The 25,129-nt window shown below is 74.8% G+C and carries 17 protein-coding genes; 9 read left to right on the forward strand and 8 right to left on the reverse strand.

The features are described from left to right. Positions 1 to 129 precede the first annotated feature (129 nt). Both ACWEFJ_RS25375 and ACWEFJ_RS25380 read right to left on the reverse strand, forming a co-directional pair. On the reverse strand, positions 130 to 1,053 hold the full coding sequence (locus ACWEFJ_RS25375) for a PPOX class F420-dependent oxidoreductase (RefSeq protein WP_449715275.1): 924 nt from the start codon (positions 1,051 to 1,053) through the stop codon (positions 130 to 132). Next, positions 1,050 to 1,889, reverse strand: a complete 840-nt coding sequence (locus tag ACWEFJ_RS25380; protein WP_449715276.1) for an SAM-dependent methyltransferase — start codon at positions 1,887 to 1,889, stop codon at positions 1,050 to 1,052. The genes ACWEFJ_RS25375 and ACWEFJ_RS25380 overlap by 4 nt, the downstream gene beginning before the upstream one ends. 314 nt (positions 1,890 to 2,203) lie before the next feature. Here ACWEFJ_RS25380 and ACWEFJ_RS25385 point away from each other — a divergent pair, with 314 nt between their 5' ends. The 4 genes from ACWEFJ_RS25385 (at position 2,204) to ACWEFJ_RS25400 (ending at position 11,201) form a co-directional block, all read left to right on the forward strand. Further along, complete coding sequence (locus tag ACWEFJ_RS25385; RefSeq protein WP_449715277.1) at positions 2,204 to 3,028, forward strand: methyltransferase domain-containing protein; 825 nt, start codon at positions 2,204 to 2,206, stop codon at positions 3,026 to 3,028. 37 nt (positions 3,029 to 3,065) lie between these two features. Then, positions 3,066 to 3,896, forward strand: coding sequence for an SAM-dependent methyltransferase (locus tag ACWEFJ_RS25390; RefSeq protein ID WP_378086722.1), 831 nt, complete (start codon positions 3,066 to 3,068; stop codon positions 3,894 to 3,896). A 236-nt stretch (positions 3,897 to 4,132) separates the two neighbouring features. Further along, positions 4,133 to 5,752 (forward strand): cation:proton antiporter, encoded by a 1,620-nt coding sequence (locus ACWEFJ_RS25395; RefSeq protein ID WP_449715278.1) that lies wholly within the window; start codon positions 4,133 to 4,135, stop codon positions 5,750 to 5,752. Between the two features lie 67 nt (positions 5,753 to 5,819). Then, entirely contained in the window at positions 5,820 to 11,201 is a 5,382-nt protein-coding gene (locus tag ACWEFJ_RS25400) for a hypothetical protein (protein ID WP_449715279.1), read from the forward strand. A 289-nt stretch (positions 11,202 to 11,490) separates the two neighbouring features. On the opposite strand, the gene ACWEFJ_RS25405 is transcribed toward ACWEFJ_RS25400, so the two are convergent. Both ACWEFJ_RS25405 and ACWEFJ_RS25410 read right to left on the reverse strand, forming a co-directional pair. Then, positions 11,491 to 13,818: a SpoIIE family protein phosphatase gene (locus tag ACWEFJ_RS25405; protein WP_449715280.1), complete on the reverse strand. Its 2,328-nt coding sequence runs from the start codon at positions 13,816 to 13,818 to the stop codon at positions 11,491 to 11,493. Between the two features lie 19 nt (positions 13,819 to 13,837). Next, the gene (locus ACWEFJ_RS25410; protein WP_449715281.1) at positions 13,838 to 15,193 is read right to left on the reverse strand and encodes a serine hydrolase domain-containing protein; all 1,356 of its coding nucleotides are present in this window, start codon (positions 15,191 to 15,193) and stop codon (positions 13,838 to 13,840) included. A gap of 230 nt (positions 15,194 to 15,423) precedes the next feature. Here ACWEFJ_RS25410 and ACWEFJ_RS25415 point away from each other — a divergent pair, with 230 nt between their 5' ends. The 5 genes from ACWEFJ_RS25415 (at position 15,424) to ACWEFJ_RS25435 (ending at position 19,894) form a co-directional block, all read left to right on the forward strand. Beyond that, the gene (locus tag ACWEFJ_RS25415) at positions 15,424 to 15,834 is read left to right on the forward strand and encodes a hypothetical protein (RefSeq protein WP_378094935.1); all 411 of its coding nucleotides are present in this window, start codon (positions 15,424 to 15,426) and stop codon (positions 15,832 to 15,834) included. Between the two features lie 217 nt (positions 15,835 to 16,051). Next, positions 16,052 to 16,243: a hypothetical protein gene (locus ACWEFJ_RS25420; protein WP_449715282.1), complete on the forward strand. Its 192-nt coding sequence runs from the start codon at positions 16,052 to 16,054 to the stop codon at positions 16,241 to 16,243. A gap of 90 nt (positions 16,244 to 16,333) precedes the next feature. Beyond that, complete coding sequence (locus ACWEFJ_RS25425; RefSeq protein ID WP_449715293.1) at positions 16,334 to 18,943, forward strand: CHAT domain-containing protein; 2,610 nt, start codon at positions 16,334 to 16,336, stop codon at positions 18,941 to 18,943. A 109-nt stretch (positions 18,944 to 19,052) separates the two neighbouring features. After that, entirely contained in the window at positions 19,053 to 19,628 is a 576-nt protein-coding gene (locus ACWEFJ_RS25430; RefSeq protein WP_449715283.1) for an STAS domain-containing protein, read from the forward strand. A 35-nt stretch (positions 19,629 to 19,663) separates the two neighbouring features. Continuing rightward, the gene (locus tag ACWEFJ_RS25435) at positions 19,664 to 19,894 is read left to right on the forward strand and encodes a hypothetical protein (RefSeq protein ID WP_378094930.1); all 231 of its coding nucleotides are present in this window, start codon (positions 19,664 to 19,666) and stop codon (positions 19,892 to 19,894) included. 116 nt (positions 19,895 to 20,010) lie between these two features. Here ACWEFJ_RS25435 and ACWEFJ_RS25440 read toward each other — a convergent pair whose 3' ends face one another. From ACWEFJ_RS25440 to ACWEFJ_RS25455, 4 genes are all read right to left on the reverse strand, one after another. Next, positions 20,011 to 20,418, reverse strand: a complete 408-nt coding sequence (locus ACWEFJ_RS25440; protein WP_378094928.1) for a DUF6292 family protein — start codon at positions 20,416 to 20,418, stop codon at positions 20,011 to 20,013. Between the two features lie 148 nt (positions 20,419 to 20,566). After that, the gene (lexA, locus tag ACWEFJ_RS25445; RefSeq protein ID WP_449715284.1) at positions 20,567 to 21,229 is read right to left on the reverse strand and encodes a transcriptional repressor LexA; all 663 of its coding nucleotides are present in this window, start codon (positions 21,227 to 21,229) and stop codon (positions 20,567 to 20,569) included. A gap of 248 nt (positions 21,230 to 21,477) precedes the next feature. Further along, on the reverse strand, positions 21,478 to 22,701 hold the full coding sequence (locus ACWEFJ_RS25450) for a putative PEP-binding protein (RefSeq protein WP_378094923.1): 1,224 nt from the start codon (positions 22,699 to 22,701) through the stop codon (positions 21,478 to 21,480). A gap of 321 nt (positions 22,702 to 23,022) precedes the next feature. Further along, positions 23,023 to 24,894 carry an FAD/NAD(P)-binding protein gene (locus ACWEFJ_RS25455; protein WP_449715285.1) on the reverse strand — a complete coding sequence of 624 codons (1,872 nt, stop codon included), beginning with the start codon at positions 24,892 to 24,894 and terminating at the stop codon, positions 23,023 to 23,025. Positions 24,895 to 25,129 lie beyond the last annotated feature (235 nt).

Consider the following 25,129-nt stretch of genomic DNA (forward strand, 5'->3'; position numbering starts at 1 on the left):
CGCGCGACTCCGCGACGCCGACCGGGCACCCGGCCCCCGTGGGCGGCACGGCCGCGGTTCGGCCTCCGCCGCACCGGGGACCGGACGTCTCGTGCGCCCCTCGCGCCGGGGCGGCGGGTGGCGATCACGTCACACCGGCTGGTCCGCCGCGGACACCGACCGGTCGCGGCCCGCGTCCGTGCGGTCCTCGACCACCCCCTGCTGCCGCAACCCCTCCAGCCCGCCACCCCGGCCGGCCGCGCGGCTCGTCCGCCCCGGCTCGTCGGGGACGTCGAAGCCGCTCTCCACCGCACCGGATGAAGAGCCGATCGGCACGCCGGGTCGCGCGCCGAGCGACGTTCCGGGCAGCACGCCGGGCGTTGAGCCGTGCGCCGCGCCGGGCGACGTCCCGGCCGCGGTGTCGGACAGCGCGCCGGGCGGAGAGCCGGATCCCGCGCCGGTCGCAGTGCCGGACAGTGCGCCAGGCGGAGCGACGGCCGGCGCGCCGGGCGGAGAACCGGGTCGCGCGTCGGTCGCCGCGTCGGGCGGAGAACCCGGTCGCGCGTCGGTCGCCGCGTCGGGCGGAGAGCCGGGTGGCGTCCCGGTCGCCGTGTCGGGCGGGGAGCCGGGTGAGGTGCCGGGTGGTGAGCCGGTGCGGGCGACGACCTTGGTGATGCGGCCGCGCACCAGCACCTCGCCCAGTTCCTCGGTGCGCCGGGCGATCGCGTCGGCGTGCTCGACACCGAGGTAGCGCGTCGCGATGCGCGCGGCCCAGGTGCGGACCTGCTCGCTCGTCCGGTCGACCTGCGCCTCGCCTTCGAGCAGGACGAACGCGAACGGCGGGCGCTCGTCGTCCACGCACAGGGCGAAGCGCGGCTCGTGCCGCAACGCCCGGCCCTTGACCGTGTCCGGCCCGGTGAAGAACAGCACCTCGGAGCCCTGCACCACGAACGAGACCGGCACGACGTGGGGCCTGCCGTCGGCGCGGACGGTGGCCAGCTTGCCGGTGCGCGTCCCGTGGCCGACGAACGCCCGCCACTCCGGGTCGGACATCTCGCGCAGGCCCCCGCTCACGCCCGTGCCCCTGAGGCCGGCAGGTGCGCGGTGATCAGCAGGTATTCCATCCCCGTCGCCACGGCCTCGTCGTAGACGTCCAGGACGCGCGTCATGTGCTCGACCGTGTCCGCGCCGTACCGCAGGGATAGCCCGGCCCGGTCGCCTTCCAGCGCCTGCCTGGTCAAATCCGTGGTGCGCAAGGTGCTCCGGGTGATGTCGACGACCTCCACGACCTCGAACCCGGCCGCGCCGATCAAGGCCAGCAGCTCCGGCCGGGGCTGGGCCGTGACCAGCATCCGCTCGCGGAGGTCCCGGTGCTGCCGCTCGCTGAGCGGTCCGCACTGTGCCACGTCGGTGATCGCCACCCGGGAGCCCGGTCGCAGCACGCGGGCCAGCTCGCACAGCACGGCCGCGCGGTCCTCCATGTGCGGCATGCTCTCCAGCGCCCACGCGCCGTCGAAGCTCCGGTCCGGGAACGGCAGGGCGGCGGCGTCGGCCAGGTCGAAGGCGACGCGGTCGGCCAGCCCCTCGGCACGGGCGGCGGCAGTGGCGGCGGCCACCTGGTTGGGGGCGATCGTCACGCCGACGACGTCCGCGCCCGTCCGCCGGGCGAACCGCAGCGCCGGGTGGCCGACCCCGCACCCCACGTCCAGCAGGCGCTGCCCCGGGACGAGCGGGACGCGCTCGGTCATCAGGTCGGTCAGCCGGTCCTGCGCCTCGGCCTTCCCGCTCGCGTCGTGCGGGCCGGTCCAGTAGCCGAAGTGCAGGTTCGGACCCCAGATCAGCTCGACGAGAGCGGTGGTCCGTTCGTACATCTGCGCGACTTCCGCGCCCAACGCGCTGGTGTCGGTCATGCCGGGCTCCCAGTGGGGGCTGTGGGTCACACGAACCTCCACAAGCTATCAGTTTCTCAACTGATCCGGACCCGGTCCGCGGCCCGCTCGACCGGGCCGGACGGCGATTTCACCCGCCCGAGGGACCGATCGAAGTCGCTTGCACCTCAAAGCACCAGACGAGCCTGGATGTCCACCATGGACACGAAGAGTGGACGGCGCGGAACGCGTTCACCCGTCCGGCTACAAGCGCCGCCGGCGCCGGGGAGATACATGATGTTGTAGTTCAATGTGGTGCGAGGACCACCCGTCGTGAACCGAAAGGGGTTGGGTCGGTGTCCAGCCCGGTCAGGCAGCAGGCCGACGAGATCGGCGAGATCTACGACGAGATGAGCGACCTGGTCGACATCTACCACGGCAACGTCCACCTCGGTTACTGGACCTCCGAGGACGACCCGACCCCGTTCGCCGAGGCCCTGGAGCGCACGACCGACCTCGTCGCCGAGGCGCTGGCGCTCACGCCCGGCCAACACCTGCTCGACCTGGGCTGCGGCGTAGGCGAGCCCGCGATCCGGATCGCGGGCCGGCTCGGCGTGCGGGTCACCGGCGTCACCAACAGCACCTGGCAGGCCCGGGAGACCACGCGCCGCGCGGCGGCCGCCGGGGTGGACGACCGGGTGACCGCGCGCCACGCCGACGCCGCCGACCTGCCGTTCCCGGACGCCGCCTTCGACGCCGTGCTCGCGTTCGACTCCCTGCCCAACGCGCTGGACAAGGGGCGGTGGCTGCGGGAGCTGAGCCGGGTGCTGCGACCCGGCGGCCGGTTCGCCGTCACCGAGTACACGGCCGAGGCCGTGTTGACGCCCGCCGACCGGGAAGCCCTTGCCACGCACGCGATCCTCGACCCGCCGACGTCGTCGGCGTTGTGCGGGCTCGTGGCGGGCGCCGGCCTCGTGGTCGAGCAGCGCCAGGAGTGGGGCGCAAGGGTCCTGCGCACCTACGACGAGATGACCGCGCTGTTCCGCCTGCGCGGCGAAGCCCTCGCCGAGGCGTACGGCCCGGAGCGGCTGCGGGCGTTCGAGCAGAGCCTGGAGCCGGTGTTCGACGTGTGCCGCGGCAAGCTCGGCTACGTGCTGGTGGCCGGGCACAAGCCGGCATGACCGACCGCGTTCGCCGCACGGACCGGAAAGGCGTCCGATGACCACCCAGTACGTCCCCAGCAGCACCGACGTGATCGCGTTCTACGACAACGCGTTGCCCCTGATCAGCCGGCTGGCCGGGGACAACGTCCACTACGGGTACTGGCACTCCCGCGAGGACGCCAGCACCCTGCACCAGGCCATGGACAACCTGACCGACGTGATGATCGAGCGGCTGGGCGTCACGGCCGGCCTGCGGGTGCTCGACGTCGGGTGCGGGCTCGGTGCGCCGGCCATGCGGCTGGCCCGCAAGACCGGCGCGGAGGTCGTGGGCATCTCGACCAGCACCGCGATGGTCGAGGAGGCCGCGGCGCGGGCGCGGGCCGCCGGGCTGGACGGGCAGGTGCGGTTCCGGGTCGCCGACGCGGGCGACCTGCCGTTCGAGGACGCGTCGTTCGACGCGGCGTGGGCCATCGAGTCCCTGGTGCACATGCCGGACCGGCCGCGGGTCTTCCGCGAGGTCGGCCGGGTGCTGCGGTCCGGTGGGCGGTTGGCGTTGACGGACTTCTACGAGCGGACCCCGTTCACCGGCGAGCGGCTGCGGATGATCGAGGAGTACCGGCGGGCCGCGCTGAACGCGCCGTTCCACCGGTTGGAGGAGTACCCGCCGATGCTGCGGGACGCGGGGCTGTACCTGACCGAGTACCTCGACATCAGCGAGCAGACCGAGCGGCACTACCCCCTGCTGCTGGAACGGCTGCGGGCGCACCGGGACGAGCTGGCCGCGGAGTACGGGGACGAGGCGATCGCGGCGCTGGACTCGGTGTTCGCCAACTGCATCCGGACCGGGGAACCGCACTACATGCTGATGACGGCTCGCCGGAACTGACCGGGGGACGCCGGTCGCGGGTGCGCCGACCGCCGGGGCCCCGGGGGTCGGGGTGCTCGGGGCGCAGGACGCGGGCTCGGCGGCCGGGTGGGCTGCGATCGCCGGTGCACGCCGGCGGCCGAGAGCCGGTGGCCGGTGGTTCGCGGGTTGGTTCGCGGCCGGTGGTCGGCGGTGCCCGGACGGCCGGTGGGCGGTGGGCGGCGGTGGGCGGTGGGCGGCCGGCGGAGGAGGTGTCGGTGATCGCGGACGTGGCGGTCGCGGTCCTGGCGTTGTTGGTCATCGCCGCCGCGGCGGTGTTCGCGCCCAAGGTCGGGGTGGCGGCACCGCTCGTGCTCGTCCTGGTCGGCATCGGCGTGAGCCTGGCCCCGGTGCTGGAGGAGTTCCGGGTCGATCCGGAGTGGATCCTGCAGGGGCTCCTGCCCCCGCTGCTGTACGCGGCCGCGGTGTCGATGCCCGCGATGAACTTCCGGCGCGAGTTCGGGGCCATCAGCGGGTTGTCCGTCCTGCTGGTCGTGGCGAGCGCGCTGGTCCTCGGGCTGCTCCTGGTCCGGCTGGTCCCCGGGCTCGGGTTCGTCTGGGGCGTGGCGCTCGGCGCGATCATCAGCCCGACCGACGCCGTCGCGACCTCGATCATCAAGAGGACCGGGGTGCCGCGCCGGGTCGTGGTCATCCTCGAGGGCGAGTCCCTGCTCAACGACGCCACCGCGCTGGTGCTGCTGCGCACCGCGGTCGTGGCCACGGCCGTGGGCTTCTCGTTCTGGGACGCCCTGGGCACGTTCGCGTACGCGGTCGTGGTGGCCGTCGCGGTCGGCGCGGTGGTCGGCTGGGCGAACCTCGCGGTGCGCAGCCGGGTGAACGACTCGACGGTCAACACCACCCTGTCGTTCACCGTCCCCTTCCTGGCCTCGGTGCCGGCCGAGCTGGTCGGCAGCTCCGGCCTCGTCGCGGCGGTCGTGGCGGGGCTGGTCACGGGGATCCGCGCGCCGCGCCGGCTGCCGCCCCGGCACCGGCTGTCGGACTCGCAGAACTGGGCGAGCGTCGAACTGGTCCTGGAGGGGCTGGTGTTCCTCATGATGGGCCTGGAGCTGGCCACCGTCCTGGCCGAGGTGGACCGCGAGCACACCGGGCTCGGCGCGGCGATCGGCATCGCGGCGGCGGCGCTGCTGGTGACGTTGGCGGTGCGGGCGGCCTTCGTGACGCCGCTGCTGTGGGCGTTGCGGCGGCGGGCCCGGCGGGGCGAGGCGCTCCAGCCGCGCATCGCGGCCGTGCACCGGCGCCTCCAGTCGGGCGACCTGCCGGCGCGGGCGGGGCGCGACCTGGACCGCCTGACGACCAGGGTTCGCCGGGTGCTGGCCGACATCGACTACCTGGTGCGCCAACCGCTCGGCGTCCGGGAGGGCGCGGTGGTGGTGTGGGCGGGCATGCGCGGCGCGGTGACCGTGGCCGCCGCCCAGACGCTGCCGGAGGACGCGCCGCACCGGCCGCTGCTGGTCTTCGTCGCGTTCGCCGTGGCCACCCTGTCCCTGCTGGCCCAGGGCGGCACGATCGGACCGCTGGTCGCGGTCCTGTTCCCGGTCCGCGCGGACGCCGACGCGCCCGAGCAGGACGCCGAGCGCAAGCGGGTGCTGTCGCTGCTGCGGGGCGTCGCCGAACGGATCCCGCGCGTGGAGGGCGAGTCGGAGCGGCGGCACCGGCTGTCGGTGCTCTCCGCCCAGCGCGACGCGCTCCTGGACGCCCGCGACGACGGCACGTTCGACGCCGAGGTCCTGGCCGTCGCGCTGCGCAACGTGGACGCCACGCAGATCGCGCTGGAGCTGCGCGGCGACGCGGGCACGCCGACCGGCCGGCCGCAGTAGTGCGGGCGCCGCGCGGGAAATCCCGTGTCGTGGTCGCGCGAGGCGGTTCGCGTTGGATTATGGGCGGGTGGTGGTGGGTGAACGGCCGGACGGTGTCGCGCAGTCGGCGGACGCGTCCTCGTCGGGGACCGTGGTGCAGGCGGGGCGCGACGCCGCGGTGGACGCGCGGCGGTACGTCGGCGGCGTGCACGTCGGTGACGTCAACCTGCACACGGCCGTGCCGGTGCGCACCCGCTACCGGCACCAGGTGGCGCGGATCGCCCCGCCCGCGCTCGTCGGCCGGGACGCGGAGCTGGCCGAGCTGGCCGCGTTCTGCTCCGGGGACGCGGACGGCTACCGCTGGTGGCGGGCAGGGCCGTGGGCGGGCAAGTCGGCGCTGTTGTCGTGGTTCGTGCTCCACCCGCCGCCGGGCGTCCGGATCGTGTCCTTCTTCGTCACGGCGCGGTGGGCCGGGCAGAACAACCGCCTGGCGTTCCTCGACAACGTGCTGGAGCAGCTGCTCACGATCCTCGGGCAGGCGCAGCCGCCGTTCCTGACCGAGTTCACCCGCGAGAGCCACCTGCTCGGCCTGCTCGCCGAAGCCGCCGAGGCGTGCCGGGAGCGCGGCGAGCGGTTCGTGCTGCTGGTGGACGGGCTGGACGAGGACCGGGGCGTGACCACGGGTTCCGACGCGCACAGCATCGCGCAACTGCTGCCGGCGACCCTGCCGGCCGGCATGCGCGTGGTCGTCGCCGGGCGACCCGACCCGCCGATCCCGACCGACGTGCCGGATCACCACCCGCTGCGCGACCCCTCGATCGTGCGCGTGCTCGCGCCGTCGCCGAAGGCCCAGGCGGTCCGCGCGGACATGGAGCGGGAGCTGAAGGACCTCCTGGGCGGGTCCGTCGCCGAACAGGACCTGCTCGGCCTGGTCACCGCGGCCGGCGGCGGTCTGACGGCCGCCGACCTGTCCGAGCTGACCGGGTGGTCGACCTGGCAGGTGGCCGACCACCTGGGCGCGGTGACGGGCCGCAGCTTCACCCGGCGCGACAGCCACTACTCCCCCGGCTCGTCGCCGGAGTCCTACGTCCTGGGCCACGAGGAACTCGAGGTCCGGGCGCGCGAGATGCTGGGCGGCACCCGACTGGCCGCCTACCGGGAACGCCTGCACACGTGGGCCGACCAGTACGCCGCGCGCGGGTGGCCCCGCGGGACCCCGGAGTACCTGCTGCGCGGCTACCACAACGTGCTCGCCTCCGAGCAGGACACCGCGCGCATGGTCGCCTGCGCGACGAGCCGCGAGCGGCAGGACCGCCTGCTGGACGTGTCGGGCGGCGACTCCGCCGCGCTGACCGAGATCACCGCCGCCCAGGCCGCGCTGCTCGCCCACCCGTCCCCGGACCTCGCCGCCCTGGCCCGCCTGGCCTTCCACCGCGACCGCCTCACCACCCGCAACACCACGATCCCGGTCACCCTGCCCGCGATGTGGGCGCTCCTGGGTCACCCGGCCAGGGCGGAGACGCTGGCGCGGTCCATCCCGGACCGGGCGAGGCGGGACGAGGCACTGACGCACGTGGCCACCGCCCTGGCGGGGCGGGTGGCCGAGGCGGCGGCGATCGTGGCGACCGTCACGACGCGCACGTCGTGGGAAGCGGGCTTCCGGGCCCTCGTCGCGGCGGCCACCACGCCCGACGACGTCGCACGGGTGCTCGCCCTGCTCCGGGACGACGTTGAGGGTGCGCGCGTGACCAACTCGTCCCGGGATGCCTGCGTGACCCTCGCCGGGAAGGCACTCGACGCGGGGGTGGCGGACGGGTTGGTCGCCGCCGTGCCGGACCCGGCGGAGCGGAACGCCCTGCTCGCCGCGGCCTCGTTGGCGAAGCTGCGGGACGCCGTCGAGGCGGACGGGTCGACCGGCGACGCGGCGGACCTGGTGACGAGGGCGACCGACGACGCCGAGGCCCTCATCGACCCGGAGCGCCGCCTCACCGCGTTGCTCGACGTCCTCGCGGTGGTGTCGGCCCACCCCGCCGGGTTCGCCGGGACGGCTCCGGCGGAACGGCTGGTCCAGCGCTGCGTCGAGGCGGCACGGGCGCGGCAGGACCACCGGGACTCCTCGTCGGTGCTCGCGCGGATCGCGCTGACCGGGGCCACCGTGTGCGGCGAAGCGTTCGCGGTGGGGCTCCTGGACGAAGCGGTCGACCACGCCGGTGGCCCGGCCGACCCCGACGTGCGCCGACGCCGGGCGCTCAGCCTCGTGGCCACCCTCACCGCCCAGGACGACGCCTTGCTCGAAACGCAGGTCGAGCTCGTGTTCCCGGCGGAGCGCCCGGTCGGGCCGTCGCTGCCGATCGTGCGGCCCGTCGAGCCGTTCGTGCTGGATGCCGCGATCCGCGCCGCCCGGCACGTGCCGGCGCATGCGCGCGACAGCGCGCTGCTCTCGATAGCGAGGGCGGCCAAGGGATCCGGCCGGCCCGCGTTGGCCGAGTCGGTGCTCGGCCTGATCGCCTCGCCCGCGCGCAAGCTCGACGCCGTGGCGTCCGGGGTGGCGACGCCGTCCGGGACCGAGGTGGACGCGCTGCTCGGCGAGTGGACCGCTTGGGCACGGAGCATCCGGCAGGTCGCCGGACGAGCCGAGGCGTTGACGAGGATCGCCGAGGTCGCCGACCGGCTCGGCCGGGCCGATCGCGCCGGAACCCTCTTCCGCAGGGCGGCGAATGCCCTGCCGACTCCCCTTCGCCGCAACGCGCGGGTGATCGCGACCGCGGTGCGCGCCGCCCGCTCGGGTCAGGTGGCGGTGGCGAAGGGCATCGCCCACGGGATAGCGGATCCCGCCCTGCGCGCGGAAGCCCTGGGGTCGGTCCTCGCCGCCACCGCCGTGCACGCCGCCCGGGCCGGCCGTGCCGCTCGGGCGGACGAGTTCGCGCGGGAGGCGGTGGAGGTCGCCGTCGCGGTCGAGGACGCCGGGCAGCGGTCGGACGTGGTCGAGGCCGTGCTGACGCACCTGGTGAACCTCGAGTCGTACCCGACGGACCCCCGGCTCGGGGGAGCCTTCGACGAGTGGAGCACCTTCAGCGCGCGGGCCGGCCTGTTCGCGCGGCCCGGCCAGGGCACGCCGGAGTTGATCCCGCACGCGGTCGAGGCGGCTCGCGCGCTGCCGGCGGGCCCGCACCGGGACCTGGCACACGTGGGGCTGGCCGCGGTGGCGGCCGCTGCGGGCCGACCGGACCTCGTCGCCGAGGTGGTCCGCCGCATCACCGACCCGTCGATGCGGAGCACGGCCCTGGCGTTGGTCGCGCAGCGCGGCGACCACGAGTGGTTCGCCGGCTTCTTCCGCGAGGCGGTCGACACCGCCGAGGACGTCCCCGACGACCTGCGCGACGAGCTCCTGGTCCGGATCGCGGGCAGCCCCGGACCGGACCTGCCGGACCTGCGCGCCGAGGCGGCCCGGGACATCGCCGACCCCTACCTGCGGTCCCGGTCGTTGGCCGGCGTGCTGGGGAAGGCCGGGGCGAGCGGCGACCTCGACCTCGCCGTCCGGCTGTTCATCGAGGTCACGGACGCGGCCCGGGACATCGCCGACGACGAACGCCGGTCCACGGCGCTGCGGTGGCCGATCGCCCGCGTGCTCACCGGTTTCGACCCGCACGAGTACGTCGAGCACCTCGAACCGTTGGCCGATGAGGGTTTGACCGAGCAGGCGGCACTGCGCGGCGGCACCGCGACGGCCGCGCTGGTCGACGCCGTGGGCGCGGACGGCGCGGACCGGTTGCTGACCCTGTGCGAGCAGGCGGCGCAGACCATCCCGGACCGGTACCAGCGGAGTCGGGTGCTGGTGGCCGTGGCGCGGGCGTGGTTCGAGCTGGGCGTCCCGGACCGGGCGGCCCGGCTCACCACCGCGGCGGAGAACACGGCCCGGTTCACGCCCGACCCCTACCGCGAGGGGCTGGAGCTGGTGGCGACCGCCGCCGCGACCGACCCGCCGCGGGCGGCGGAGTTGATCGTCCGCGCCGAGGCGGCGGCACGGGCGATCCCGCGGCGCCAACACCGGAACGAGGTGTTGTGCTCGCTGGCGGTGGTGGTGGCGCGCGGTGGTGACGCGGACTCGGCCGGGGCGCTGCTCGAAGAGGCGACCGCCGCCGCGCGGCAGGAGTCGGATGCCGCCGAGCGGCAGGGGGCGCTGGAGGGCGTCGTGACCGCGGCCGTCCGGGTCTGCGATCTCGTGCGCGCCGCGCGCCCGGTCGACGTGGCCGAGGTGGCCGCCCGGTCGGTGGCCGACCCGAAGACCCGCGGTGTGCTGCTGGTGCGGCTCGCGGCGGCCGCGGCACGGCTGGGGGACACAAGGCGCGCGGCGCGGTTGACCTCCCGGGCGGTGGCGGTGGCGCGCCGCGCGAGCCTGGCCGACCCCGGCGCGGACGTCCCCGGGCCGGTGGCACGGGCGATGACCACCACCCTGTTCGACCGCCTGCGCGAGGTCGGGGAGCACGGGCGGGCCGCCGAAGTCCTCGCCCGGGCGCACGGCTTGGCCGGGCTGACCACGGACCCGGTCGTCGCGAGCGACGTCCACCGCGCGGTGGCCGACGCGCTCGCCCGCGCGGGCGAGCTGGACCGGGCCGAGGCGCTGGCGCTCTCCACCGACGCCCGGCAGCGGTCGTGGGCGCTGCTCCCGGTGGTCGAAGCGGCGGTCGAGGCAGGCGACGTGAACCGGGCCGAGAGGCTGGCGGGCCTGGTGGAGCCCGCGCAGCGCGGCCGGGTGCTGCGGGCGGCGGCCGAGGCGGCGGCGCGGGCCGGCGACCTGGCGCGGGCCGAGTGGTTGGCGCGGTCGATCGACGCCGCGCAGCAGCGGGCGTGGGCGCTGCGGGCCGTGGTGGAGGCGACGGGCCGACCGGGGCGACGCCTGCTCGGCGACCTCGCCGAGGCCGCGGCGGCGACAACCCGGCCCGGCGCGCGTGCCGCCGCGTGGGCGGGCGCGGCGACGGTCGCGCTGCACGTCGGGGACACCGCGACGGCCACGACCGCGTTCGACCGCGCGCTGGGGGCGGCGTCGTCCGCGACCGAGCCGCGGGACCGGGTCGGGGCACTGCACGGGCTCGTGCAGGTCGTGGCCGACACGGCGCGTGGTCGGGAGGAGGCGGGGTCGTGGCTCCAGCGGGCGGTGCACCTGATCGACGACCCCGGGCTCCTGGCGAAGGCGTTGCGCACGGCGGTCGAGGCGTTCGGAGCGGTGGATTGGGTCCGGCGCGCGGTGGCGTCCGTGGCCGACCCGGACGTCCGCGGCGAGCTGTCGGTCCTCCTGGCGGAGCGGTGCGGTGAGGACGAGGCGGCGCGGCTGATGGCCCGGGCCACCACGCTGGTCCGGTGGCGCACCGCGGTCGGCGGGCTGGCCGGGCGGTGGCCGGAGGCGGTCGCCGCGCTCGCCGACGAACTCCTCGTGCCGGACGAGGCGGCGGGCGGCGCGCCCACGCCATGAGCGCGGCCGGACGCGGTGGCTGCACGACCTCCCGGACCGGACAGCACGACCACACCACGACCGCGGCCGAACGCGGTCGCCGCACGACCTCCCGGACCGGGCAGCACGACCACACCACGACCCCGGCCGAACGCGGTCGCTACACGACCTCCCGGACCAGGCAGCACGACCACACCACGACCCCGGCCGAACGCGGTCGCTACACGACCTCCCGGACCGGGCAGCACGACCACACCACGACCCCGGCCGAACGCGGTCGCTGCACGACCTCCCGGACCGGGCGGCGCGGTCAGGCCATGACGGTGGCCGCGACCATGCAGGTGTCGTCCAGCGGCGTCGCGGGGACCAGGCGGGAGGTCAGGGCCTCCGGCATCTCGGCCGGGTCGAGGTCCGCGATGAACGTGCGGATCTCGTCCATCAGGCGCTCCAGGTCGTCGCCGCGCGCGCCGGCGGACGGGCGGCGTTCGATCAGGCCGTCGGTGAACATCAGCAGCGTGTCGCCGGGTGCGAGCAGGATCCGCGCGGTCGCGAAGACGGCCCCGCGCACGGCGCCGAGGATCGGGCCCGTCGGCCGGTCCAGGCGGTGCACCTCGTGCGCCCGGAGCAGCAGCGGCGCGGGGTGGCCCGCCTGCGCCCACGAGAACCGGCGCGTCGTCGGCTCGAACCGGCCGACGATGCCCGACGCCAGCGTCACGTCGGAGCCGTGCGTGAGCATGCGGTTCAGCACGTCCAGCACGCCCGCCGGGTCGGGGTTGGTCAGCGCGGCCCCGGTGAGCGCGTACCGGAGCTTGGCCATCGCCGCCGCGGTCGCCAGGCCGTGGCCCGCCACGTCGCCGATCGCCAGCACGGCGCTGCCGTCGTCGATCGGGAACGCGTGGTACCAGTCGCCGCCGACCTCCGCCCACTGCTCGGCGGCGAGGTAGCGCACCGCCACCTTCATGCCCGGCAGCTCCAGCGGCCGGCTCGGCAGCGGCAGCACGGCGGTGCGCAGGTGGTCCGCCACCTGGTGCTCCTGCGCGAACTGCTCGCTGAGGTCGAACACCCGCTTCTCGGCCCGCCGCATCGCGGTCACGTCCTGCAGCACCACGTCCAGCCGGATGGGCCTGCCCTGGACGTCCAGCACCGGTTCGCCGATGAACCGGCTGCACCGGACCTGGTCGCCCGCCCGCAGGCGCAGCTCGGAGTCGGCGCGCTCGGCCCGCTCCAGCATCCGGCGCACGGCGCTCTGCAGGATCGGCAGGTCCTCGGCGACCACGGAGTTCCGGATCTCGTCCAGCGACATGGGCCCGAGCGCCGGGTCGCGGTCGAAGATGACGTAGAGCTGGTCCGACCAGTCGATCTCGTTGGTCACGAGGTTCCACTCGCCCCAGCCGATGTTGCCCAGCCGCTGCACGCTGCGCAGCCGTTCCAGTTGCAGCGGGTCCTCGTGCTCGTGCCAGGAGAGGATCAGGCCGTCACCGAACTTGCCGACGGTCAGCGTGAACCGGCCGTGCTGCGGCAGCCCGGGGGTGTTCTCCTCGTAGTCGAACGTGTCCACGACCTCGCGGACGCCGGTGCTCAGGACGCGGTGGTAGGCGTGCCACAGCTCGCTGCCCGCCACGGTGGGGTAGCTCGCCAGGATGCTGCGCCCGACCAGCTGCCGGTACCGGCGGCCGGCGATGTCCACCGCGTCGGGGCTCGCGGCCTCGAACCGGAAGTCCACCACCTCGCCGTCCGGGCCGTGGACCGCGCCGAGCAGGGCGACCGAGCCGGGCAGCACGTCCAGCAGGTGCTGCGCCCAGAGGGTCCAGTTGCGCCCGTGGCCGCCGCCCTCGGCGCTCAGCGACAGCAGCGTGGAGCCCGCCGTGCGGGTCACCACCTCCAGCTCCCACTGCTCCTCGGGCGGGAAGTCGTGGTGATCGGCCCACAGCAGCCCGACGACGCCGGCGGTGCGCGTGCCGTCCCGGAACGGCAGCCAGGCGCGTGACCGCCACACCGTCTCCGGGTCGCCGATCAGGGAGTACCGCCGACGGGCCTCGGCGAGGTCGGGCAGCCACTGCGGGAGGCCGGCGCGCACCGCGTCGAGGGTGCCGGTGCGCAGTTGCAGCGGCACCCGCTCCCACTCCAGCCGCACCTTGGCGGGCACGTTCGCGGCCGCCTCCAGCCGCAGCCCGCCGTCCGGTTCCAGCACGTAGACCAGCACGGCCTCGCAGCCGACGTGCTCGCGGACGAGGTCGGCCAGCTCCTCGGGGTCGGCCGCGCTGCCGATCGCGGCGAGGGCGACCGGCCGCGGCGGGCGTTCGCCCGGTGGCGCGGGCGCGGGCTCGGGGATGGCGATCCGCCGCGCGGAGCGCCCCGCGTCGAACAGGTTCCCGGCGGGCGCGTCCCGCTGCGGCGGCGGCACGTCCAGCACGCCCGCCGCGATGACGGCCACATCGCTGCCGGTCGCCTGGGCGAGCCGGACCATGTCCTCGAACGCCTCGTCGGGCCGGCACGACAGCCGCTCGGCGAGCACCCCCTTGGCCTGCTCCACCACGGCCTGCCTGCGGGCGGCCGCCCGCAGCCGGTCGATCTCGTCCCGCTGTCGGGCGACGAGGTCGGCCAGCGCCGAGTCGGTGGGTTCCCGCTGGACTGCCATCGCGTCCAGCATCGCCCGCCTACCCGAGCGGGGCCAGCCGAACCGGCGCGCCCGCCGCCTCCGGGCCGCAGAATTCCATCAGCATCGCGTTGAGCGCGGCGTCGCGGGCGGCCGGCGAGGTCAGGTTGGTGGTCACGCCCACGGTGATCTGCCGCCCCGCGTCGGCGGTGTGCATGCTCCACGTGTGGTAGCCGGGGACCGAGCCGTTGAAGCCCCAGATCTCCGACGTGGCGCAGCCGGGCGGCAGCGGGATGCGCATGAGGCCGAGCCCGAACTCGACGCCGGGCACGTCGCCCGGCACGGTCCGGCGCATCTCGGCCGACAGCGCGGCCGGCAGGAGCTTGCCGGTGAGCAGGGCGCGGAAGAAGCGGTTCAGGTCGTCCACAGTGGACACCAGGTTGCCCGAGCCCCAGAAGCGGGACGGTTCGTACTCGGTCACGTCGGTCGGCCCGGCCTCCGGTCCGCGCAGCCACTCGTACCCGCGCGCGGCCGGCCGGTCGACGCCGGTCCGGCGGTACGGGAGGTGGCTGTCCCCCATGCCCGCCCGGTCCAGCACCCGCCGCTGCAACTCGGTGTGCAGCGGGTTGCCGGTGACCCGCTCCACCAGCTTGCCGAGCACGGCGTAGTTCGTGTTCGAGTACTCGACGCCCTGGCCGGGCGGGAAGGACAGCGGCCGGCCCTCGGTGCCGAGGCGGATCGTCTCGTCCGGCGACTGGTGCCGCCACCGGGTCGTGTCGATCTCCTCCGGGGTGTCCCACCGCTCGGTGAACGGGATGCCGCTGGTGTGCTGGAGGAGGTGGCGCACGGTGATCGGCTCGCGGTAGGGCAGCAGGCCGGGCAGCCGGTCCTGCACGCGGTCCTCCAACCGGACGCGGCCCTCGGCGACGAGCTGGAGCACGGCGGTGGCGACGACCGCCTTGGTGACGCTGCCGGCCCGGAACCGCCCGCGCGGATCGGGCGCGCCACCGCGGACCAGGTCCCCGACCCCGCCGCGCCCGTACCACCGCCCGGCCTCGTCCACGACCCCCGCGTACGCGCCCGGCGACCCGACCGCGACGGCCGCGTCCAGCGCCGCCTGGAGGGCGGCGCGTTCGGGGGCGGAGGCCGAGGGCCGGTCGGCGGCCGGGGCGACGGCCGACCCGCCGGCCGGCGCGGTGGACGCGCGAGTGGTCGGCGCGGCGGGCAAGCCGGCGGCCGACGCGGCGGGCGGCGGGCTGTCGAGCGGCGCGGCGGCCCCGGCGGCGGGCGGACCCGCGGCCGGGGCGGCAGCCGAGGCAGGTGAGGCGGCGAGGGCGGCGGCTGAGCCGGTGGTCAGTGCGGTGGCGAGCAGGACCGCGCCGGTGGCGGTCCCCACCCGGCTCCCGAACCCATTCATGGCGGATCCCCCCGGTACCGGTCGGCGGCCGTGATCAACGGCGTCACCCTAAAGAGGGAACGTGGCCGGTCCTGTCGGTCGTTCGCCGGTCGATTCGGCTTCCCGCCGACCTTGCGCCGGTCGCGCGCCGCCGGTCGGTCGATCGGGGTAACGCCACGACGGCGTCACGGCGCGGTAACGGTTGATCAACCACCGCACGCGCCCGCGGCCGCCGCTGTTGGCTGTCCGCCATGACCACGAAGTTCACGCCCGTGCTGCTGGCCCTGGGCCTCGCCGCCTCCCTGGTGGGTTGCGCGAGCAACGAGGACCGGTTCGTCGAGGAGCTGAAGGCCGCCGGCTTCAGCGGCGTCGGCGAGCCGCGCAGCGAGACCGAGAAGAAGACCAAGAAGGTCGGCAAGCGGACGGTCAAGTCGTCGCAGAAGGTCATCGAGGTCACGGTGCGCGTCAAGGGCTGCGACCTGGAGTTCGAGAAGGTGTCCGGCCAGTCGGGCTACTGGCTGGACGAGCTGCACGTCAACGGTCAGGAGCCGGACTGGCCCGGCTACCCGGAGAACCTCAGGCAGTCCGACGTCGTCGCCGCGCTCGCGGGCAATCAGCCCAAACCGGACGGATTCGAGGACTGCTACCGGCCCAACGACTAGGTTCTGCGATGTACCTGAATGGGTGATTCAGGGGCGGTCTTACGCACGAGTGGACGCTGATCGAGTAACCAATCTGCGAAATTCCCTCTCCATCGTTAAGCCGTTGTGCCACCATTGCCCTGTTCGAGCGGTACGAGGGGCCCGCTCGACATCACTCAGGGAAGTCAGCTGAGTGGATCGCAAGGCCGAGACAGATCCTCAGGGGAGGGAGATCAGCTTGTCCACGCCGACCGAGACCGACTTCAGGGACGAGGACGTCCCGCAGGACGACACCACCACGCCGGTCGTGCCGGAAACCGACCAGGACCAGCACGAACACCACCACCACCACGACCACACGCACGAGGACGGCGAGCTGTCCCCGCTGTGCGTGGGCGGTGGCTGCGTGACGAAGGCGCCGGCCCACTGACGGTGTCAACCGTGATGGCGCCCGTCGACCAGGTCTCCTGGTCGGCGGGCGCTTTTTCGTGGTGTTCTGTGCTGTCATGGACAGGTGACAGTGACCGTCGCCCGTGACGAAACCCTTGTCATCCGTGAAGCGCGCGAACTGCACCGGCGCGGCGTGGACGCGTCCTGCGCCGGGAGGCACCACGACGCGGTGCGCCTGCTGCGCCGGGGGAAAACCCTGGCCGACGCGCTCGACCCGCATGATCCGGAAACGCGGGAATTCTGGCAGGTCACGCGAATTCGGCTGTCCTCGACGCTGGCGGCGCTGGACGCCGAGAGCTCCGGTCCGGGCGCGGCGCTGGCCGGGCTCGCCGAGGTGCGGCGGATGGTCGAGGACGTCGCCGACCCGCTGGTGAAGGACGAGCTGCGCGGCGCGGTCGAGCACAACCGCGGTCTGCAGATGTTGAACGCGGGGCGGATCGAGGACGCCATCGCCGTCTTCGACGCCGCGCTGGAGCACTACGAGCACCGGCTCGCGGGCGGGCGGCCCACCCGCGCGGTGGCCGAGCTGATCGTGAAGTCGCTGTGGAGCCGCGGCACGGCGCACACCCGGCTGGGGCTCATCAGCCAGGCCCGGCTCGACCTGACCCGGGCGGCGTCGCTGGCCGCCGAGCACGAGCTGTGGGAACGGGCGGCCGACGCGAACCACTCGCTGGGCGTGCTGGAGCTGCGGATCGGCGACGTCCCGGCGGCGTTGCGCCGCTACGCGCACAGCGAGCGCTCGTTCCGCGAGCAGGGCCTCGGCGTGCCGGTGCTGCTCGGCCTGGACCGGGCGCAGGCGTTGATGGCCGCGGGGCTGGCCGAGGAGGCGGGCTCCCAGCTCGACGGCGTCCTCGCCGAGCTGCGGGCCGAGCACGGCCTCACGCGCTACCTGGCCAACGTCGAGCTGTACCGGGCGGCGGCCGCCGACATGGCGGGCGACCTCGACCTGGCCCGCGCCATGGCCTCCTCGGCGCGGCAGCGGATGCGCCGCTGGGGCTGCGAGACCTGCGTCGCCAACGCGACGCTCATCGGGCTGCGCGTGGAGGCGCGCCTGGCGCTGCGGTCCGGCCGGGTGCCGCGGTCGCTGCCCCGGCGGGCCGTGGAGTTCGCCGACGCGCTCCCCGTGCCGAGGCTGGCCGAGCAGGCGGCGCTGGCCCGCATGCTGGCCGTCCGGCTGGAACTGCGGCGCGGCGACGTCGAGACCGCCGCGGCGATCCTCGACGCGGTGCCGCGGCCGGGCCGGCTCACCGCGATCGACTACCGGATGCTGCGCCGGCTGTGCCGGGCGGAACTCGCCGTCGCCCGCGGCCGACGCGCGGCCGCGCTGGTCGAGATCCGGGCCGGCCTCACCGACCTGGACCACGTGCGCGACCGGATGGAAGGGCTGGAGCTGCTGTCCGGCACCGCGCTGCACGGCCGGGAGCTGGCCGAGCTCGGCGTCCACCTGGTGCTGGACGACGGCAACGCCCGCCGGTTGTTCGCCTGGTTGGAGCGGACGCGGGCGCAGACCTACCGCTACGAGCCGCTGACCCACGCCGACAACCCCGAGCTGGCCGAACGGATCGCCGAGGTCCGCAGCCTCACGCAGTCCATCCACCAGGCCGAGCACGACGGCCACGCGACCGCCGCGCTGCGCCAGCGCCGCGCCGAACGCCTCCGCGAGGCCAACCGGCTCGGCTGGCACACCGGCCGGTGGGGCGCGCCCCGCCCGGTGGCCCGGCTGACCGACGTGATGGCCCGGCTGGGCGATCGCGCCCTGGTCAGCTTCGCGGCGTCCGAGGACGCGCTGGTCGCGGTCGTCGTGGTCGGCTCGGACGTGCGGCTGGCCCGGCTCGGGTCGGCCGACGAGGCGGCGGAGAGCGCCCGGATGCTGAACGCGGACCTCAACGCCCTCGCCCCGGACCACCTGCCGGAACCGCTGGCGCAGGTGCTGGCCGGGTCCGCGCGCAAGCAGGCGGCACGGCTCGACGCGCTGCTGATCCAGCCGCTGGCCGAGCTGATCGGCGAGCGGGAGCTGGTGATCGTGCCGACCGGCGCGCTGTACGCGGTGCCGTGGGGCGTGCTGCCCACGCTGCACGGGCGGCCGACCGCGGTGGCCCCGTCGGCGACCGCGTGGCTGGCCGCCGACCGCGCCGGCTCCCGCGCCCCGGGCGGCACCGTGCTGGTCCGCGGCCCCGGGCTGCCGGCCGCCGTCGGCGAGATCGACAAGCTGGGCGCGCACTACACCACCGCCGGCCTGGTGTCGGGCGAGCAAGCCACCGTCGCCGCCGTGCTGGACGCGTTGGACGGCGCGGAGATCGCGCACCTGGCCGCGCACGGCGTCCACGAGCCGGAGAACGCGCTGTTCTCCCGGCTGGAGCTGAGCGACGGGCCGGTCTACGCGCACGAGATGGCGGCCCTGGCGCACCCGCCCCGGCAGGTCGTGCTGGCCGCGTGCGAGCTGGCGCTCAACCGGATCCGGCCGGGCGACGAGCCGCTGGGCTTCGCGAGCGCCCTGCTGGCCAGCGGCTCGCAGCTGGTCGTCGCGCCGCTGAGCCGCGTGGGCGACCAGGCGTGCGCCGCCGCGATGGACGACTACCACCGCAGCCTCGCCGCCGGCGCGCGGCCGGCCGTGGCGCTGGCCGACGCGATCGCGGTGGACCCGCTGCGCCGCCCGTTCGTGTGCCTGGGCAGCGGGTGACGGTCGGCACGCGCACAGCGTCACGTTGGCGGTGTCGGACGGGGTCCCGAGGGGTAAAGGTGGGGGACGGTGACCTGGTCCGCAGCCGAGGTCGGTGCGAGGGAGCGACGTGCACGGGATTGTCGATCAGCCGTCGGTGACGGTCGAGGACGTCGGGGACGACGGGGTGGTGGTCGCCGCCGTGCACGGCGACCTCGACGTCGACACGTTCCGTGACGTGCGGCAGGCGTTGTTCAGCTGCCTGAACGGGCAGACGTCCGCGCTGGTGGTGGACCTGGGCGACGTGGGGTTCTTCGGGTCGATGGGCATCGCGGTGCTGGTGGAGGCCCGGCAGCGGGCCGACGTGCTGGGCGCGGGGTTCGCGGTGGTGGCCGGCAGGCGCACCGTGGCCAGGCCGATCCGGATGACCGACATGGAGGACCTGCTCCGCCTGCACCGCACGCAGGACGAGGCGCTGGCGACCGTGCGCAACGGCGTCGAGCCCCGGGGCTGGGACGACCCCGACCACCGGCAACCGGCTCACCACGGGCCTGACCACCACCGCCCGGATCATCACGGCACGGATCATCACGGCACGGACGGCGTCGGCCACCGCACGGCGAACGGCGTCGGCCACCACGCGCCTGATCCGTTCGTCCGACCGGAGGACCGGTCGGACGACGGGTTCTCCTGGTGGTCCTCCTAGCTCGACTACCCTCGACGGGGTCGGGAGGAGCGGCGATGACGGACGAGGAGCTGGTGGTCGAGTTCGCCCTGACCCGGCTGGACCACCCCGGCCTCGACCTGGAGGAGATCGCGGCGCTCGTGGTCCGGCGCGTCGGCGAGGACCGGATGCTGGAGTTCGCCGGCAAGAACCTCGCCACCCGCGGCGAGCTGAGGGGCGCGGCGTTCCCGTCCGCGGTCGAGCACGTGCTGCGCGTGGTGCTGACGCTGCGCGGCCCCGCCGACTGACCGCGATCGCACCAACCGACGGCCGCCCCGACCAGCGGCCCGATCACCAGCGCCCCGTCAACCGGCGGCCCCGTCAACCGGCGGCCCCGTCAACCGGCGATCGCACCGACCGGCGGTCAGGGCACCCCGGCGGCGTACCGGACCAGCTGGTCGGCCAGGTCGCCGGTCGGCGTGGCCGGTGGTCGCGGGTGGTCGGGACGGCGGCCGGCGACCAGGTCGGACACGAAACCGGTGACCGCCTCCGGCGACGGCAGCACGGGCGGCCCGAGCCAGGTCAGCGCGACCAGGTCCGCGCCGCGCCCCACCTCGACCCCGGCGCACCACCCGGTGTGCTCGTCCCACACCAGCGCCAGGTCCTTGTCCGGGTGCCGCGGCAGCCGCTGGTCCAGGGCGATGTAGGCGGTGGCGTCGGGCGCGCACTCGTACCAGCACGACTCCAGGTCGATCCCCAGCTTCCGGGCGATCAGCCGCAGGTACTGCCGCAGGCCCCGGTCCTCCGGGCCGTCCGCCTCGATCCCGACCATGCCGACCTCCGCCCATCCGGCCCCAGTCTGCATCCACTCGACGACCGAGTGCAGTAGACCGATCGGATGAGATGCGGTCGCTCAGCGTGTCCGCCGAACGGCGCAACGCCCCCTGGGATCGGTGCCGCCCGTCAGTTCAGGGCCGCCCTCAAACGCTGCGCAGCACCGACACGACGGTGCCCAGCACCACGGCCCGGTCGCCGTCGATCACCTCGTAGGCCGGGTTGCGCGGCTCCAGGAAGACGTGGCCGTTGCGCCGCCGGTACACCTTCACGGTGGCCTCGCCGTCGATCATCGCGGCCACGATCTGCCCCGAGTGGGCCTCGTGCTGCTGCCGCACCACCACGATGTCGCCGTCGCAGATCGCCGCGTCGACCATCGAGTCGCCGCGCACCCGCAGCGCGAACACGGTGCCGCGGCCGGTCAGCCCGCGGGGCAGGGTCAGGACGTCGTCCACGTGCTCCTCGGCCGCGATGGGCACGCCCGCCGCGATGTGCCCGACCACCGGCACGGGCACCGAGTCGTCCGGCGCCTCCCGCCCGGACGGCTCGTGCAGGAACAGGCGCACGTCGATCGGCCGCGACACGGTCTCGCCGCGCCGCAGGAAGCCCTTCTCCTCCAGGCTCGCCAGGTGCTTGGACACCGACGACGAGGACCGCAGCCCGACCGCGTCGCCGATCTGCCGCGTGCTGGGCGAGTACCCGTGCCGGACCACCCAGTCGCGGATCACCGCCAGGATCCGCTGCTGGCGCGGCGGCAGAGCGGAGGTGTCCAGGTGCTCGAACGCGTCAAGATCGTCGTAGGCGGTCACCTCCGGGATGATAGGGGGTGCCCGCCGATGCCCGGCCTGTCGACACCCGGCACACCGACGCGCAGCCGCCGACATCGGGGCCGCCGACACCCAGCCGCCAACACCCAGCCCCCGACGCCCGACCCGCCGACACCCGGCCCGCTGACACCCGGCCGCCGATACCGGGCCGCCGACACCCGGCTCGTCGACCGCGCGGTGGACGTGGGCACCGTGCGGTCGACCGCCGTCGTGACCCCGCAGCGGACGCGTCAGCGCGCCGCCCGCGCCTCCTGGGCGAGCTGCCTCAGCTCGGCGGTGCACATCATGAAGCGGTCCGCCGGCAGGTGCTTGAAGTAGTGGCCCACGTCCGCGCCCAGGGCGAACACGTGGACCGGGACCCCCGCCTCCCGGCCCGCCTCCACGGACTGGCGCAGGCCGGACAGGACCGCCGGGTGCCGGGTCTGGTAGGACGCGGCGACCCGGTGGTTGCTGCGGTCGGCGGCGAGGTAGAACTGGGTCAGGTCCTTGGTGCCCATGAAGATCTCGCTCGCCCCGGCCGCGCAGAACCCGGCCGCCGAGTGCACCGCCGCCGGCGTCTCGACGAAGACCGACAGCGGGACGTCGTCGGGCAGGTCGAGCCGGACCCGCAGGCGCAGGAACTCGTCCTGGTCGTTGATGAACGGCACCGCGAAGCTGACCCGGTCGGCCTCCGGGCCCAGGTGCTCGCCCAGGTAGGCGCGGAGCGCGTGGAACGCGTGCGGGTAGTGCGGCTCGTGCAGCAGCCACCGCGCGCCGTGTAAACCCAGCTCGGGGTTGGTCTCGTGGTCCACGTCCACGGAGTTGGTGATCTGCGCGGCGTCGTCGGAGCGCAGGTCGAGCAGCCGCATCACCAGGCGCTGGCCGGGCAGCAGCTCGGCGACGATGGCGCACAGCTGCGCGCCGATCGCCTCGCCGTAGCGCGCCGCCTCGCCGACCCCGGCCCGCAGCGCGTCGAGCGGGCTCAGGCCCGAGGAGAGGCAGACGAACTCCTCCCGGATGAAGAACGAGGTGACCTGCTCGACGCGGGGCGTGATCGCGTTGGTCGAGCGGATGTCCGTGGCGTCGGCGATGACGACGCACACCGACCTGAGGTCGTCGGGGGTGACGGTGGGGTAGTCGCCGGCGGGCTCGGCGGCGTCGTGCTCGCCGAGGACCACCGACTCGCGATCGGTCCGGACGGTCACGTGCCCGACCACGCCGGCCAGTTCCCCGTGCGGCACGCGCAGCACCGGGATCCCGCGCGACCGGCACAGCGATTCCATGTGACCGGTCCGGCCGCCGCCGGAGCAGATCACCGCGACCGACCGCACGATGGTGTCGTAGAGCTCCGGCCCCAGCGCGTCGACCACCAGGACGGAACCGGGCAGGGGTCTTCCGGTGTGGTTGGCGATACCGCGAACGCTCGCCGACGGCGAACCGACGAGCAACACCCCTGGGATTTCGCGCGGGCTCACGGCATCCTCCTACCGATTCCGATCGGTTCGCGGGCCTGGCGGACGAGTCGGCTGGGCCGACCCGCGGGGCCGATGTCGCCGTGCGCGACATCGGCCCCGGGTTTGTGTCGAAGGCGTCGAGCCATGATCCCGAGCGTCGCAGTCGTACGCCCGGTCCCGCATCTTCTCGTGTGCGAGGTGGTGCGCCGTTCGAGTCGATCCGCCGTGGTAGTCGGTGGTCCGCGTGCCGTTCACGCCACCCGTCGGGGTGAGCAACGGCGGAGTGGTCCGACACCGCCGCCGCACCGTAGGAATGGTGACGGGAGAAGGGAGGGGTTTCGGTCAGCCGACCGGTTCCGCGGCTCCTTCGAGCCCCAGCAGGAACCGGAGTTCGCGCGGGGTCACGGAGAGGTCGGTCAGCTTGGTGGTCGCCGCGGTGTTCACCGCGAACCGCACCGCCCGGTCGTCGGGCACGACGCCGCCGGCGCGGGCGATCACCTCCCGGATCCGCCGGAGGTTGTCCTCCAGGCGACCGGCCGCGACCTCGCGGTCGGCACGGTCCCGGGTGGCCATCCGGCGGACGTCGAGCATGACCGAGCCGGACACGGCGTCGCGCAGCTCGGGGTCGGGCGCGTCGGTCAACGACGGGACGAGGTCCGCCGCCCGGTCGTCGTAGCAGGACTCCAGCCGGTGCAGCGTCGTCGCGGCGACCTCCACCGAGTGGTTCTTGATCGCGGCGAGGTTGAACGTGAACGCGCCGGTCCGGCCGTTGCGCACGATCTCGTCGCCCTCCCGCGGGCTGCCGACGACCGAGATCGGCCCGGACGGCGTTCCGCCCGGTCCGAGGAGGCGGCCGCACGGGTCCACCTCGACGCCGCGGCCGGTGCGGCGGTGCGGCACGGCCAGCTCGCGGCGCAGCAGGCTCGACCAGAGCGCCGAGTCCGCGCGCTCGTAGTTCGACTCGCGGCCGAACGGCCCGACGACCAGGTCGGCCTCGACGGTCCGCGTCGTGCCCCCGTCCGCGACCGTCACGACCAGCGTGCCGGCGTCGGTGGTGTGGATGCGCTGGACGCGACCGCCGGTGAGCACGACCGGGCCGTCCCCGCCGGTGGCGGCGTCGACGATGTCCGTGGTGTACGCCATGGCGCTCACCCGCAATACCGCGATGAGGCTGCCGTAGCTGTCGAGCAGGGCGCGCAACTCGTCGGTGGGCACGCGTTCCAGGATTGCCGGGAGGTGCGGTTCCCACGATTTCGCGACCCGTTCGGTGACCACGTCCGGCGATATCCCGGGGTGCTCGCGGGCCACGGCGGCGCACGCCCGGTCCCATTCCTCGCGGATCCGGCGGACGAATTCCTCCCGCCCTTCGTAGGTGGCCGCGGACAGGCGCGGCGGGGATAACTCGAAGACCTGGTGGCGGTGGTCCGCCGGATAAGTGCGCGGCGTGAGCCCGGAACCCGAGATCATGTGGATGCGGCCTTCGTGGCCCTGGCGCAGGAGCAGCGTCGCGGTGTCGTACCCGCTGAGCAGGGTGCCGATGACGGCCACCACGGCGTCTTTGCGGACGTTCAGCACGCGGTCGATGCCGTCGGGCGAATAGGGGCTGCGCACGAACGCGGGGTGGTCCAGCACCTCGGCGGCGTAAGCCGGGTGCTTCGTCTCCAGGCCGGTCGCGAGCACGACGTGGTCGGCTTCCAGGGTGGCGCGGGCGACCGCCGGGGAACCGGCCGGCAGGGCGAGGTGCTCCACCACGACGTGCGCGCGGTCGCCGAAGACCTCCAGGTCGACCGCTTCCCCGTCGGCCTCGACCAGCGTCACGCCGCGCGCCGCCTCGCGGACGGCCTCGGCCAGCCGGTCGACCAGGTAGTCCTGGTAGATCCGGCGCGGCGCCGGACCGGACTCGGTGAACGCGAAGTCCCGCCAGTCCGCGGGCCAGTCCGACCGGTCCGCCTCGTGGTTGGCCCAGTTCACGAAGTCGTCCACGTCCTCGCGGAAGGCCGACATGCGCCCCGCCTGGATGTTGAAGACGTGGTGCCAGTGGTTGCTCTCGCGCTGGTAGGCCACGCCGGAGCACCGGTAGTCCGGACGGCGTTCGAGCAGCACCACTTCCAGTGGCTCGCGGGCGAACCGGAGGAGGCGGATGGCGGTCGCGGTGCCGGCCAACCCCGCTCCGACGACGACAACCCTGCGCACCCGGTCGAAGCTTCTCACCATGCCACCTGTGTCCCCTCTGGCGCTCCGCGCCGAAGTCGGGAAGGCCCGGCCGAGGCCGTGCCGCACCGCACGGCGCACTGGGTGATCGGGGGCAGAATACCGCTGACCAGGGTTATTGAAAACGGTGTGATGCAACCTCGCCGGGCCATTTCCCGACACCCCGCCGGACGGCGGGCGAACCGTGGGAAGCGGACGTCGGCGCAGGTCAGCGGCTTGGAAGCGGCGAGCGGGCAAC

This window comes from Actinosynnema sp. NPDC004786 (assembly GCF_053601135.1).